Source organism: Chryseobacterium sediminis (assembly GCF_008386505.1).
Classification (GTDB): domain Bacteria; phylum Bacteroidota; class Bacteroidia; order Flavobacteriales; family Weeksellaceae; genus Chryseobacterium; species Chryseobacterium sediminis.
Genome location: NZ_VUNZ01000003.1, coordinates 14796 through 27841, shown reverse-complemented (window position 1 = coordinate 27841; position 13046 = coordinate 14796). Strand labels below are relative to the sequence as shown.

The 13046-nt window shown below is 35.6% G+C and carries 13 protein-coding genes; 7 read left to right on the top strand and 6 right to left on the bottom strand.

Features of this window, described 5'->3' with window-relative positions; all coding sequences use genetic code 11:
- Window positions 1–203: 203 nt before the first annotated feature.
- The gene (locus tag FW780_RS15505) at window positions 204–1409 is read right to left on the bottom strand and encodes an NAD(P)/FAD-dependent oxidoreductase (RefSeq protein ID WP_149834406.1); all 1206 of its coding nucleotides are present in this window, start codon (window positions 1407–1409) and stop codon (window positions 204–206) included.
- A gap of 115 nt (window positions 1410–1524) precedes the next feature.
- On the opposite strand from FW780_RS15505, the gene FW780_RS15500 reads away from it, so the two are divergent.
- Window positions 1525–1905, top strand: a complete 381-nt coding sequence (locus FW780_RS15500) for a SpoIIAA family protein (RefSeq protein WP_047377160.1) — start codon at window positions 1525–1527, stop codon at window positions 1903–1905.
- Window positions 1906–1995: 90 nt separating this feature from the next.
- Here the strand turns inward: FW780_RS15500 and FW780_RS15495 are convergent, their stop codons facing one another.
- Complete coding sequence (locus tag FW780_RS15495) at window positions 1996–3198, bottom strand: MFS transporter (protein ID WP_149834405.1); 1203 nt, start codon at window positions 3196–3198, stop codon at window positions 1996–1998.
- Between the two features lie 183 nt (window positions 3199–3381).
- Here FW780_RS15495 and FW780_RS15490 point away from each other — a divergent pair, with 183 nt between their 5' ends.
- A complete protein-coding gene (locus FW780_RS15490; RefSeq protein WP_149834404.1) occupies window positions 3382–4281 on the top strand; it encodes an AraC family transcriptional regulator in 900 nt (299 codons plus the stop codon).
- A 200-nt stretch (window positions 4282–4481) separates the two neighbouring features.
- On the opposite strand, the gene lipA is transcribed toward FW780_RS15490, so the two are convergent.
- On the bottom strand, window positions 4482–5348 hold the full coding sequence (lipA, locus tag FW780_RS15485) for a lipoyl synthase (protein ID WP_002981042.1): 867 nt from the start codon (window positions 5346–5348) through the stop codon (window positions 4482–4484).
- A 116-nt stretch (window positions 5349–5464) separates the two neighbouring features.
- Here lipA and FW780_RS15480 point away from each other — a divergent pair, with 116 nt between their 5' ends.
- The gene (locus FW780_RS15480) at window positions 5465–6097 is read left to right on the top strand and encodes a hypothetical protein (protein ID WP_149834403.1); all 633 of its coding nucleotides are present in this window, start codon (window positions 5465–5467) and stop codon (window positions 6095–6097) included.
- Between the two features lie 172 nt (window positions 6098–6269).
- Here the strand turns inward: FW780_RS15480 and FW780_RS15475 are convergent, their stop codons facing one another.
- Window positions 6270–6830, bottom strand: coding sequence for an RNA polymerase sigma factor (locus FW780_RS15475; protein ID WP_047420407.1), 561 nt, complete (start codon window positions 6828–6830; stop codon window positions 6270–6272).
- A gap of 186 nt (window positions 6831–7016) precedes the next feature.
- Here FW780_RS15475 and tyrS point away from each other — a divergent pair, with 186 nt between their 5' ends.
- The gene (gene tyrS / locus FW780_RS15470; protein WP_149834402.1) at window positions 7017–8312 is read left to right on the top strand and encodes a tyrosine--tRNA ligase; all 1296 of its coding nucleotides are present in this window, start codon (window positions 7017–7019) and stop codon (window positions 8310–8312) included.
- Window positions 8313–8387: 75 nt separating this feature from the next.
- Here tyrS and FW780_RS15465 read toward each other — a convergent pair whose 3' ends face one another.
- Window positions 8388–8804, bottom strand: coding sequence for a hypothetical protein (locus FW780_RS15465; protein ID WP_149834401.1), 417 nt, complete (start codon window positions 8802–8804; stop codon window positions 8388–8390).
- Window positions 8805–9004: 200 nt separating this feature from the next.
- Here FW780_RS15465 and FW780_RS15460 point away from each other — a divergent pair, with 200 nt between their 5' ends.
- Both FW780_RS15460 and FW780_RS15455 read left to right on the top strand, forming a co-directional pair.
- Entirely contained in the window at window positions 9005–10978 is a 1974-nt protein-coding gene (locus FW780_RS15460; protein ID WP_149834400.1) for a tetratricopeptide repeat-containing sensor histidine kinase, read from the top strand.
- A complete protein-coding gene (locus tag FW780_RS15455; protein WP_149834399.1) occupies window positions 10968–11606 on the top strand; it encodes a response regulator in 639 nt (212 codons plus the stop codon). Before FW780_RS15460 ends, FW780_RS15455 begins: the two co-directional genes overlap by 11 nt.
- Before the next feature lie 45 nt (window positions 11607–11651).
- Here the strand turns inward: FW780_RS15455 and FW780_RS15450 are convergent, their stop codons facing one another.
- Window positions 11652–12083 (bottom strand): hypothetical protein, encoded by a 432-nt coding sequence (locus tag FW780_RS15450; protein ID WP_228460013.1) that lies wholly within the window; start codon window positions 12081–12083, stop codon window positions 11652–11654.
- Window positions 12084–12329: 246 nt separating this feature from the next.
- On the opposite strand from FW780_RS15450, the gene FW780_RS15445 reads away from it, so the two are divergent.
- Window positions 12330–12968, top strand: a complete 639-nt coding sequence (locus tag FW780_RS15445; RefSeq protein WP_149834397.1) for an alpha/beta hydrolase — start codon at window positions 12330–12332, stop codon at window positions 12966–12968.
- Window positions 12969–13046: the final 78 nt, after the last annotated feature.

Sequence of the window (13046 nt, the reverse complement as noted above, 5' to 3'; positions counted from 1 at the left end):
ATATTATCCGACAACTTTTATGGTAAAGAACCTCTTTTTATCATACAAATAATTTCACTTAGATTCCTACGGAATGACAAACTGCATGGATAAACAGCTATTCCAATTATGTCATTCCGTAGGAATCTAAGGTTTCCAAAAACTTAATAACTTAAATAATGGTTGAGAAACTTTTGTGACTTTTGCGGTTAAAAAATCCAATATCATCTCCCAAATTTAAAATACCTTGACAACGGATGCTTTTTATTCTTCATAAACAAAGAAACCATTTCCATCCCTGTTACTGAAAAGGTAATTCCGTTTCCTCCAAAACCTAATACGAAATAGGAGTTTCTCAATTTTTTATGTTCCCCTATATAAGGCAGCCCGTCTTTAGTTTCACCAAAAGTTCCAGCCCACACAAAATCTGGGTAAAAATGGTAATCCGGCTTTATTTTCTTCAGATTCTTAATGATTTCTTTTTCTTTTTTATTGAGGAGAGCATCCCGTTTTTCAGCATTATAAAAGTCTTCGTCTCCCCCTCCGATAAGAATTCGTCCGTCATCGGTAGTCCGCATGTAGAGGTAAGGATCATCGGTATTCCAAACCAAGGTACTGCTTATATTTTTAAATTTATCTTTATCTATTTCAGAAACAACAGCATAGGTACTTTTCAGATTCACAAAGTTTTCTTTTAACAGATTTTTGCTTTCATAACCAATGCAATAAATGATTTTTTTAGCTTTGATCTGATATCCGCTATTGACGGTAATCAGATTAAAACCTTTATGTTCTTCCACTTTTACCATTTCGGTTTTATCAAATATCTTCAATCCTTTTTTAACATTGTGGGCAAAAAGTTCATGAGCAAACTCAAAGGCATCAATACTTGCTCCTTGTTTTGATAATATTCCACCATAGGTATTTTCAAATTCAAATTTTTCCAGAATCTGTTTTGGTTCCAGCCATTGCACTTCAAATCCGTTTTCTTTTCTCACTTCATATTCTTTCTTCAGCCATTCTGCATCTTTCTTTTTTGAAGCAAAATACAGGGATTTTTTTCGTTTAAAACCTGCATTGGATTTAGTTATTTTTGAAAGTTTTTCTAGTGTATCAATGGCATCACTGCAGGCTTTATAACTTAGAACAGCTCCTTTTTTGCCTATTTTTTCTACCAATTCATAAAGAGGAACATCTATTTCGTACTGTAGCATTGAAGTCGTAGCAGAAGTGCTTCCATTGCAAAGTTCTCTTTTATCAATAAGAATTGTATCATACCCATCTTCTATCATCTGATGGGCAATCAGACTTCCCGTAATACCACCTCCCACAATGAGAACATCACATTTTTCATTTGATTTTAAAGAAGGATAAGAAGCTAACAGTCCGTTTTTTAAAAGCCAAAAAGGTTCATTTGATTTGAGATCCATATTGATATTTTACATTAAAAGTAACAATATTTATACCTTTTTTAACAATTTTTCATCAAATTATGGTGTAATTATTGTTGTTCTTTTAAACTCAAACCACCATAAAATATTTATTATGATAACAATTATTCCAGAAGCCCCGGAAAATGTTGCAGCATTCAATGCAACGGGAGAAGTAACGAAAGAGGATTTTGAAAGACTGGTAATTCCGCGCGTAAAAGAGAAGGTAGAGCAATTCGGTGAGCTGAATTACTTATTGTATTTGGATACCGATCTGGATAATTTTACCATGGGAGCATGGCTTGAAGATTTGCTGTTAGGATTGAAAAATCTTACCAACTGGAATCGGTCAGCTATTGTTACGGATAAGGAAGGTATACGTGATTTTACCAGTATTTTCAGTGTTCTGATGCCGGGAGAGTTTAAATCTTTCCCCAAAGAAAATTTATACAATGCCCTCTACTGGTGCAAAAATGGAGATGAAGTAGAGGCATAAAATTTATTTTTATACAGAAGAGCCTGTTTCAATCAGAAACAGGCTCTTTTTTTATTTCATATGTGAGTTGAGTCTCACAAAGGAAGAATCTTACTTATCACAAGATACACATTCTGCAGATACTTCCTCTTCATTTTGAGTCCCCGAACCGTACAGGTACATATATCTTATACTTATAACCACTCCTATAAAAGTCATTCCTACTCCTACCAGCGACGGATAGTTGAATGAATAACCGTATTCCAGAGGAATTCCTCCAAGGAAAGCCCCCATTGCATTAGCAATATTAAAACCAGCCTGCATGAAAGCAGCTGCCATCATTTCGCTTTTTGGAGCAGCTTTCATCATCATAATATTGATAGGCGATGCAATAGACATAGATAAAGCGCCACACATAAAGGTCAGTATAAGAGCGATATTCTGATGTTCCGCAAGCAGGAAAACTCCTCCCAAAGAGATCATCATCAGGAAGATGAGAAGGGCACAGGTTTTTTCAGGTCCTAATTTATCTGAAACAATCCCTCCTACCAGGTTTCCAACCACCATTCCGGCTCCGGCAAGAACCATGACATAGGCCATTTGGCTGCTTTTGATTCCGGCCACAACAGTCATCAAAGGTGTAATATAACTTAACCATGTAAAAAGCCCTCCAAATCCAATCGCTGTAATGGCAAGTACCAGCCACGATTGCTTATTTTTAAGGAATTTCAGCTCTTCCATGAAGTGGGTATTTTGGTTGGATTCCATTGCAGGAAGCCATAGTTTCAAAAATAATATGGCAAAAAGACCAATAACCGCCACAATAGCAAAGTACAGTCTCCAATGGAATGTATGCCCGATGTAGGTAACCAGAGGCACCATGGCCAGATTGGCGACCGTAAGCCCCGTAAACATCATGGATATATAAAAGGCTTCTTTCCCTTTTCCTGCCATTCTTGAAGCAACTACTGTTCCTACTCCGAAGAATGCTCCATGAGGAAGTCCGGATAGAAAACGGATAACCAACATACTGTTGTATCCGGGAGCAATTGCAGAAAGACCATTAAATAAGGTAAAAAGGATCATAAAAGCTATCAAAACTTTCTTAGGGGGAAATTTCACTGAGTACCCTATCAGAATTGGCGCTCCGATAACCACTCCCATAGCATAAGCAGAAATTAAATGTCCGGCCTGCGGGATCGTAATCTGTAATGTTTTCGCAATATCCGGCAACAGTCCCATTACGGTAAATTCCGTAGTTCCTATTCCTAAACCACCGATGGCCAGTGGTATTATTCTTTTATCAATCTTCATTGTATCTAAATCTTTTTTCTGAATTAATTTCCTTCAAAATCAAAAATACCTGAGCATCTTTAATTTGAAAGTGCAAAAATCGAAAGAAAGTTTGAATTTCACACCTCTTTGAATGATAAAAATTTGCTCCATATTAACCTTTTTGTTTAATTTTAAATTCAGAAACAATCAAATGAGAACAAGATGAAAATCCAGAAAGAAATTATTGAATTTGAAAAAGGGAAATCATTCAAACTATTTGCCCCTTCCCTGAAAAATTGTTTTTTCTGGCATTATCATCCGGAAATTGAACTGGTCTATGTAGAAGCGGTGAACGGAATCCGACACGTAGGAAAAGATATTTCGGGTTTTACAGACAGTGATCTTTTACTGATTGGATCTAATGTACCCCACCTTAATTTTGATTACGGTATTCAAACCGAGTGCAAACAGCTGGTACTTCAAATGCGGGAAAGTTTTCTTCAGGATATCATTCTTCCCGTACCCGAGTTTGAGAATATCAAAATTCTTTTGGAACGATCCTATCTTGGATTATCATTCTCAGGAGAAACAAAAAATACAGTGGTTGAGAAACTACAGATCATTAAAGATAAAAACTCCTTTGAATCTCTGGTAGGATTAATTGAAATTCTACAGATTCTGGCGGATTCTACTGAAGTAAAAGAACTCAACAGGGAAGACACCAGAATTAAATGGTTTTTGAATGATAAAATCAGAATGGGAACTATCTACGATTATATCCACGAAAATTACGACAAGAAGCCCAATGTCAATGAAATTGCCAAAATTGTAAGTCTAAGCACCCCTGCTTTCTGCCGTTATTTTAAAAAACAGACCAATATGACCTTTACCGATTTTGTTAATAATTACAGAATCAATCAGGCTAAAATATTTCTGTTGAAGGATTATTCTGTGACTGAAGTTTGTTTCCAGGTAGGTTTTGAAAGTCTTTCTTATTTTAATAAGCTATTCAAACAACATACGGGAGAAACCCCTTCCGAATTTAAGAAGAAACATTTTAAACCGATTGAAATCAATGGGCGGATTGGGGTGATTACAAAGGAAACGGCTTGTAATAAATAGGAAGTAAAGGATATAGTTTATGGGTGAATAGGATAAACCACCCCGTCAAAAATTCTTTGAATTTTTGCCACCCCTCCAAAGGAAGGGAATGATGGAATTCGTTATTACAAATGGAAGCTTTTCCCTAATCCCTGCAACCTAACATCTACTACCTGCAACCTAAAAAAACAAAAACCGCTCATTGCTGAACGGTTTGTATTTTAGTGAATATGTTTTTCTGCGTGGTAAGAACTTCTTACAAGAGGAGAACTTTCAACGTGTCTGAAACCTAAGCTTCTTGCAAAATCTCCGAACTCATCAAATTCTTCAGGAGTGATGAATTTTTTTACAGGAAGATGTTTTTTAGTCGGCTGCAGATATTGTCCAAGAGTAATAACGTCTACATTCGCATTTCTGATATCTTCAATCGTCTGGAAAACCTCATCTTTAGTTTCACCTAATCCAAGCATTACACCTGTTTTGGTTCTTCTTTGTCCGGCTTCTTTCAGATATCTTAATACTTCAAGGCTTCTTTCATATTTTGCCTGAATTCTCACTTCTCTGGTCAGACGTTTTACAGTTTCCATATTGTGAGAGATTACTTCAGGAGCTACTTCTACAAGTCTGTCAAGATGTTTTGTGATACCTTGAAAATCCGGAATCAGAGTTTCCATCGTAGTTCCCGGAGAGATTCTTCTTACAGCATTCACTGTTTCTCCCCAAAGAATAGATCCCATATCTTTCAGATCATCACGGTCTACAGAAGTAAGAACGGCATGTTTGATCTTCATTAATTTGATTGATCTTGCTACTTTTTCAGGCTCATCCCAGTTTACATCCAGCGGTTTTCCTGTTTTTACACCACAGAATCCACAGCTTCTTGTACAGATATTTCCTAAAATCATGAAAGTAGCCGTACCTTCACCCCAACATTCTCCCATGTTCGGGCAGCTTCCGCTTTGGCAAATGGTGTTTAGTTTATATTTATCAACCAAAGTTCTCAGCTCTCTGTAATTCTTTCCGGTAGGAAGTTTTACGCGGATCCATTTTGGTTTTTGAACGGTAGTGTCTTGAACTGAATTTTCCATTTCTAAAATTGAAGTTCAAAGTTAAGGATTTTTTAATGGAAACCATCAACCGGAGATATTGATGAAACTGATAATTCAAAATTTCATTTGTATATTTATCTCTTCAAAATATTTGTATGAAAAAAACATTCTTCCTTTTATTCGCGATATGCGGGACATTTTGTCTTGCCCAAAAACAATTTCAGCCCGCAGGTTCCACAGTCATTGAATCTGTAGACGGAGATCTTGATGGTGATAAAATTCCTGAAAAAGTAATTATTTACAATACAAAGGATACAACTGACATGGGAAACATCCGCGAAATTCAGATTCTGAAAAAAGTAAGTGGAAATTGGACAATCCTTGAAAAATCCAGAAACGCAGTTATGGAAAGCAATGCCGGAGGTATGATGGGTGATCCTTACAGAGAAACTAAAATAGAAAAAGGAATTCTGATTATTTCCCAAAACGGAGGGAGCAGCTGGAAATGGGATGTTACAGACAAATACAGATTTCAGAACGGACATTTTGAGCTGATTGGAACCTCCTCTACTTCTGGAAGACCCGGTGATTATTGGAAGGATATTGATTTCAATCTTTCAACAGGACAGCTGAACTATTCAAAAGAAGTGGAAAACACGGCTGAATATGGTAAATCTTTGAAGGAAACTTATATTAAAAAAGGGCTCAAGATCAATCTTCAGAACAGAAATCAGGAAAAACAGCAAAAAATAATTCTTCCGAAAACAAAAGAAGAAGTTTATTTCTAAATAAATAGGATAAGATTTAAGTTTTGGCTAAAGTCAATTTTGAATCTTGTCATTCTGACGAAGGAAGAATCTTATTGATGAAAAATATGAGATTCTTCATTTCTGAACTACCTTCGCAAACCTTTTAGTCTTTAAAACATTCCCGTTTTTTTTTGAATAGAATTCATTGAATTTAATTATCATCAAACTCATTATTTTTCAACAATTCGGCTAAGACTTTTTTAGCACGCATCACCCGTACTTTGGTATTGGCAACGGAAATTCCCAATTCTTCAGCAATTTCTTTGATGCTTTTTTCTTCAAAAAACCTCAACTTAATAATATCCTGATAGTTGGCGTCCAGAGATTCTATGGTTTTAATGATTTTCTTCTGTTCTTCTTCAGAAATTAAAAGTTCTTCCGGAGATTTAGCGTATTGATTTTTGACTTCATCAAGATTTTCAACAGCATCCTCGTTCTCACGGTTCTTCTTTCTCCAGAAATCAATAACCGTATTCTGAGCAATGGTAAGAATCCAGGTTTTAAACTGAAAATGAGGATCGAACATATCCAGTTTCGACAATACTTTTGAAAAAACATTTACAGTAATTTCATCGGCATCGTTTTCATCTCTTACCTTTTTCATGACAAAAGAGAAAACATCCACCCAAAAAACATTGATGAGTTTAGTCTGGGCCTTCTGATCTTTATCCTTGGCCTTCTGTATGAGCAGGAATAGCTGTTCGTCGTTCATTAATAACAAATATAGCGTATTTGGGGCATAATTGCAAAAGGGAAAACAGTGAATCTGCCTGTGCCTGCAAAGTTACCACCAAAGCATTTTCAGGTTTTTATGAATTTGTTTATTTGCTGTTTCTCCTTTTTCTCTTCCTTCTGAATTTACTATCTTTGCATCTTAAAATTTTAAAGTTAACAATCAATGAATTCCTTTATAGAAGAACTGAAATGGCGTGGTCTGTTTGCCGATATGATGCCAGGAACCGATGAACAACTGAATAAAGAGGTAACTACTGCATATATTGGTTTTGATCCTACTGCCGATTCTTTACATATCGGAAGTCTTATCCAGATAAAAATTTTAGCTCACTTCCAACAGCATGGCCACAAACCTATTGCTTTGGTAGGAGGTGCTACAGGTATGATTGGTGACCCTTCCGGGAAATCGACTGAAAGAAATCTTCTGGATGAGGAAACTCTTTTACACTATGTTGATTGTTTAAAAAATCAACTTTCAAAATTTTTAAATTTTGATGGAAACGAGCCCAATAAGGCTGAATTGGTGAACAACTATGACTGGATGAAAAATATTTCTTTCCTTGATTTTGCTAAAAATGTCGGGAAGAATATCACAGTCAATTATATGATGGCTAAAGATTCTGTAAAGAAAAGACTTTCCGGAGACGCAGGTGTTGACGGAATGAGTTTTACAGAATTCACGTATCAGTTAATTCAAGGATATGATTTCCTTCACTTATACCAAAATAACAATGTAAAGCTACAGATGGGAGGTTCTGACCAGTGGGGAAATATCACTACAGGAACAGAACTGATCCGTAGAAAAGCTCAGGGTGAAGCGTTTGCATTAACGGTTCCTTTGATTACAAAAGCTGACGGCTCTAAATTCGGGAAGTCTGAAAGCGGAGAAAATTACTGGCTGGATAAAAAGAAAACATCTCCTTATAAATTTTATCAGTTCTGGCTGAATGCTACTGATGATGATGCTGAAAGATTTATCAAGTTCTATACATTCCTTGGAAAAGAAGAAATTGAAGCATTGATTGAGGAGCATAAAACAGCGCCACACGAAAGAAAACTACAAAAGAAACTTGCTGAGGAGGTAACGGTTTGGGTACACGGAAGAGAAGAATATGAAAAGGCACTTAAGGCTTCTGAAATTCTTTTCGGACGTTCTACTGCTGAAGATCTGGTAAGCCTTGATGAGGAAATATTCCTTGAAGTTTTTGATGGAGTTCCTCAGAAAGAAATTGCTAAAGCTGATGTTTTAGGAGTGAATATTGTAGATCTTCTTTCTGAAAAATCAGGATTCTTAAAATCTAAAAGTGAAGCACAAAGAGAGATCAAAGGAAACGCAATCTCTGTCAACAAACAAAAAGTAAATGATATTTTTACAGCCAATGAAACTGATCTTATTGACGGTAAATTCTTATTACTGCAAAAAGGTAAGAAAAGCTACTTTATTGTTAAGGTAGGTTAATCTTAAATACCATATAAAAAAATCGGCGCTGAGATAAATCTCAGCGCCGATTTTATGTCCTAAAATAATTTAATATTAAAATGTATAGCTTGTAGAAGCTGATAAATACTGTCCACTGGAAGTCCCTTCTTTTTTCAGTTCTCCGTCTACCCAGATCTGAACCTTCAGAGTAGCAGAAGCATCTGCCCCGATAGCGTTTACAGCAACATTGGCACTGTATGCTCCCGGCTCTGATGTCACTTCAGGACTGCTCCACGTTGATCCGCTAAGACTTGATGCTGTAGTAGGGTTACCATCAATTCCGTACACCGCCACATCAATATTACTTCCTGAAGATGCGATCGCTTTAAAAACCACTTTATGGCTTTTCCCTGCTCCATTTACGTTGTCGTCATCATCATTACTGCATGAAGCTGTAAATCCTATAAGCAATGCTGCTATTACTGCAACGAATGCACCTCTTAACAGCTGATTCATTCTCATTTTTTTCATAATCTTTTTGTTTAAATTTTAGTTACTATATTGAATATTCTATGATTAATGATTTGATGTTTGCAAAGCTATGAGCATCATCCACGTCTATCAATCCTGAAAAATCGGTAATTTTTTCTACCTAAATTCAGGTATTTTTTATGCTGAAATTTTTAATTAAATTGAACGTTTAAAAAAATATTTTACAGAATTGATCCATAATGAAGAGATTACTTGCCCTGCTAAGCCTGTTCCTGTTTTTTAAGTTACAATCCCAACAAATCATTCCGCTGAATGAGAAATCTTATATAGACAGCTTACAAAACATTACAAAGGGAAATTTTCCCGATACTTCAAAAGCAACGGCCTCTTTCCTGTTATCAAATTATTACAGAAACAGTGATTCTGTTCTGAGTAAGAAATATCTTGCAAGTGGAAAAATACTGGCTCGAAGTAATTCTTTTACCTCTGCAAAATATTATTATTACGAAGGACAATATAATCTTGACAGGAACAAAAAGAAAGCAGCAGTTTCCTATCAGGAGGCGATCCGGACCTTATCGAAGTTTAAAAATGAAGAATCTGATTTTCTTCAGGCGCTTGCCTGGTATAGCTACGGAGTTTGTCAAAAGGATAAAGAAGGATATATCCCATTGGTCAAGATAATGCTTGAAAAAAGTATTCCTTTAGTTGAAAAATATGAAAACAGCAGAAATTTAGGTTTCTTATACACTCAGCTTGCAGTAATTCTTACTTACAATGCCCAGTTTAAAAAAGCTGAAGATTATAATAACAAAGCACTAAAAATCCTTGAAAAACAATATCCGAATTCTGCTGAATTATTTTTTACCTACCTCAATTCTGCCAACAATTTCTGTTATCAGGCCAATGGAGATGAAGCTGAAAAGTTTTTAAATAAAGCAGAAAAGCTCATCCGTCCTTATCCGGAGTCTTCATCCAATGCATTTTATTATTACGGTAAAACACTTTTCTATATTACCCGTCAAAAAAATGAAGAAGCACTCCCGGTTATAGAAAAAGGGATTTTTTATGCAAAAAAATACAATCAGAATCTTCTGGCTCAGATGTTTTATTTCAACAAGTATGATATTTTAAAAAAACTTAAAAGGTATAAGGAGGCAAAGTCTACCTTGGAAAATGTTTTAACAGAAAAGTCTTTAGCTATTGATCTTAACAATAGAAAAACTTTTTATAAGCAGCTTTCTTTACTCAATGAGGAAACAGGAAATACCAAAGAGGCACTTCTATGGGAGCAGAAATACTCCAAACTTAACGACAGCCTGAACACTGAAAATGTGAAACTTGAAATCAACAAACTTGAATCTAAGTTCAATACCGCTGAAAAGGAAAGAAAAATAGCGACTTTAAATGCTGAAAAAAATCAAAAGGATCTGGAAGTAAACAAGAAAAACTCTTATTTATGGGGAATGGGACTTGTTTTATTGTTAGCTTTAAGTCTTCTCATCTTTCTGTTTATCATTTTCAGAAAAAATAAAAAAATAAGTGAACAGAGACTCAATGATATTAAGCAAAAGGAAGAATTATCTCTTACCAAAGCTATTCTTGATGGTGAAGAAAGAGAAAGAGAGCGTATTGCAAGAGACCTTCATGATGGTCTTGGCGGAATGCTTGCGGGTGTTAAAATCAATTTTTCTACATGGTCTTCCCATCATTTAAATCCTGAAAAAGATCAGGAGTTTTATAAAATTTTAGGCCAGCTTGACAATTCTGTGAGTGAACTGCGGCATGTAGCCAGAAATCTAATGCCTGAATCATTACTTAATTTTGGTTTGGAAACTGCCATACATGACTTGTGCGAATTCTACAGCAGAAAAAATCTCAATATTGATTTTCAGGCCATTGATATCAGTAAGACATTACCTTTAAATATTCAGCTTAATATTTACAGAATTGTACAGGAATTATTGGCCAATGCCATAAAACATGCAGAAGCCAGCAGCATCCTGCTTCAATGTTCGCAATCCGGTGAAAATTTCCTGATCACGATTGAAGACAATGGAAAAGGTTTTGATAAAAATATAGAAAATACCACCAAAAGTATGGGACTTCGTAACCTGAAAAACAGGGTCAACTACCTGAAAGGAACAATGGAAATACATTCCGATGATCAGGGGACAGCCATTAATATAGAACTCAACATCCATGGAGAATGAAAAAATAAATATCATCATTGTAGATGATCATCCAATTGTCATTGAAGGAATTAGAATGATGCTGAACAGCCAGCCTTTTTTTAATATATCGGGAAGCTTTACTTCCGGTGCGGAAACGATCAATTTTATCCAATCGGAAATCGTAGATATTATCCTCCTTGATATTACCCTACCTGATGCCAATGGGACAGAACTCTGCAGAGAAATCAAAAAAATATCTCCAAATACCTCAGTGATTATGTTCAGTAACCGCTCTGAGCGGAGCATCATCATGCAGTCTATACAAAACGGAGCAAGTGGTTATCTTCTCAAGAATACTTCTATTGATGAACTCGTCATATGCATCAAAGGCGCTCTTTCCGGAGATATTGTTTTCTGCAATGAGACAAAACAGATCATCAGCAGCCCTTCCCAGCATGATCTTCCAATGCCACGACTTACCAAAAGAGAAAAACAGATCCTGCAAATGGTAGCACAAGGGAAAACAAGTAATATCATTGCCGAAGAGCTGTTCTTAAGCCCTCTTACCGTAGATACCCACCGTAAGAATTTGCTTCAGAAGTTTCAGGCGAAGAACTCAACAGAACTTATTAATCTTGCGGTGCAGCAGCAATTAATCGAAAAATAAAAAACCGCTCTAAGAGCGGTTTTTGTATATAAATATTGTATTATTTTATGGTTCTAAGAAACTGTAATCGATAGAAGCAACTAATACTCCTTTTCCTTTTTTCTTAACAGTTCTTGCAACTTCTCCATCTATATAAAGATTGATCGTTAACTCAGAATTATCATCCGGCATTGATGCGTTAGCATCAAGATTCAACTGTGCCTGGCTGGAGTTCACAAAGAATTCCCCACTTGTCCACGGTGAAGTTACTGGTGACTGCGGAGTGTTGTATATGGTGTTCTGAGTAGTACCCACCTGTGTTACAACACTTATAATGTTTCCTCCTGTAGTAGTTTTCACTTCAAATTGAACCACATGATCCTTAAATTCTTCATCGTCATCTTTTTTACAAGAATTAACAACGGTAATTACAGAAAATAATAAAACGAATAAAAAAGAAAGTCTAAGTAAACTTTTTGAATTGTAAAATTGCTTCATTTCTCCAAATAGATTTTTTAATGTTTCAAATATAAGTTTTTTATTAATATAAAAATAACTTTTATGAAAATTTTCCAATAAAGATTTCTAAATAATATCAAATCAGCAAAAATAAAAACCCACATCTAAAGTCCAAAAATACACTTCAAGGAACCAATCCTTAAACATAAAACATCATGTGCCCAAAGTTCATTATATGAATAATAAAATTTAAGATTCTGCATGTAATTTATTTATCTTTGCTGTATGAATTTAGATTATCTAGTAAGAGAGCCGGAAAATATTACTTCCAACACTCCTATTCTTTTTATGCTTCATGGCTACGGCAGTAACGAGCAGGATCTTTTCAGCTTCAGGGAAACACTTCCGAATGACTGGATCATTGTAAGTTTCAGAGCCCCTCGTGATACTCAGTTTGAAGGATATTCCTGGTATGATATTAATTTCAATGATCCCGAAAACTTTATTGATGTTCCCCAGGCAAAGGAATCTTTAAATGCCATATTGGAAAGTATGCTTAAGATCATCAACCATTATGGGCTTACAGAAAGCAAGGCTCATCTGTGCGGTTTCAGCCAGGGAGGAATCTTGTGCTATGCTTTGGCTTTAAAACATCCTGAACTGTTCAATTATGTTGCCTGTCTAAGCAGTTATCCTGAAGATAAAATTCTGGACGGTATTGTAAAAGATAAAAAGAAACTGGAAGGGCTTCGTTTCTTCATTTCGCATGGTTCTGATGATGCTGTGATTCCACTTGAATGGGGAAGAAAAGCGGCGGACCTTCTGTATGATCTCAGCTGTTATTTCACTTTCAGAGAATATATGAGCGGGCATGGTGTCAATCAGAAGAATTATATGGATCTGATGGAGTTCTTTTCCAAATAAACCAAGACCCAATTTTGAAATAAATTCAACAAAAAACCTTACTTCATTGTAATTTACATAAACATTCCTGCTTTTGGA

Bases quoted from the DNA above. Each gene is read 5' to 3' on its own strand.
- FW780_RS15490 (WP_149834404.1), top strand. From the start codon at position 3,382: ATGAAAATCCAGAAAGAAATTATTGAATTTGAAAAAGGGAAATCATTC.
- FW780_RS15495 (WP_149834405.1), bottom strand. From the start codon at position 3,198: ATGAAGATTGATAAAAGAATAATACCACTGGCCATCGGTGGTTTAGGA.
- FW780_RS15465 (WP_149834401.1), bottom strand. From the start codon at position 8,804: ATGAAAAAAATGAGAATGAATCAGCTGTTAAGAGGTGCATTCGTTGCA.
- FW780_RS15500 (WP_047377160.1), top strand. From the start codon at position 1,525: ATGATAACAATTATTCCAGAAGCCCCGGAAAATGTTGCAGCATTCAAT.
- FW780_RS15460 (WP_149834400.1), top strand. From the start codon at position 9,005: ATGAAGAGATTACTTGCCCTGCTAAGCCTGTTCCTGTTTTTTAAGTTA.
- FW780_RS15475 (WP_047420407.1), bottom strand. From the start codon at position 6,830: ATGAACGACGAACAGCTATTCCTGCTCATACAGAAGGCCAAGGATAAA.
- FW780_RS15480 (WP_149834403.1), top strand. From the start codon at position 5,465: ATGAAAAAAACATTCTTCCTTTTATTCGCGATATGCGGGACATTTTGT.
- FW780_RS15505 (WP_149834406.1), bottom strand. From the start codon at position 1,409: ATGGATCTCAAATCAAATGAACCTTTTTGGCTTTTAAAAAACGGACTG.
- tyrS (WP_149834402.1), top strand. From the start codon at position 7,017: ATGAATTCCTTTATAGAAGAACTGAAATGGCGTGGTCTGTTTGCCGAT.
- lipA (WP_002981042.1), bottom strand. From the start codon at position 5,348: ATGGAAAATTCAGTTCAAGACACTACCGTTCAAAAACCAAAATGGATC.
- FW780_RS15455 (WP_149834399.1), top strand. From the start codon at position 10,968: ATGGAGAATGAAAAAATAAATATCATCATTGTAGATGATCATCCAATT.
- FW780_RS15445 (WP_149834397.1), top strand. From the start codon at position 12,330: ATGAATTTAGATTATCTAGTAAGAGAGCCGGAAAATATTACTTCCAAC.
- FW780_RS15450 (WP_228460013.1), bottom strand. From the start codon at position 12,083: ATGAAGCAATTTTACAATTCAAAAAGTTTACTTAGACTTTCTTTTTTA.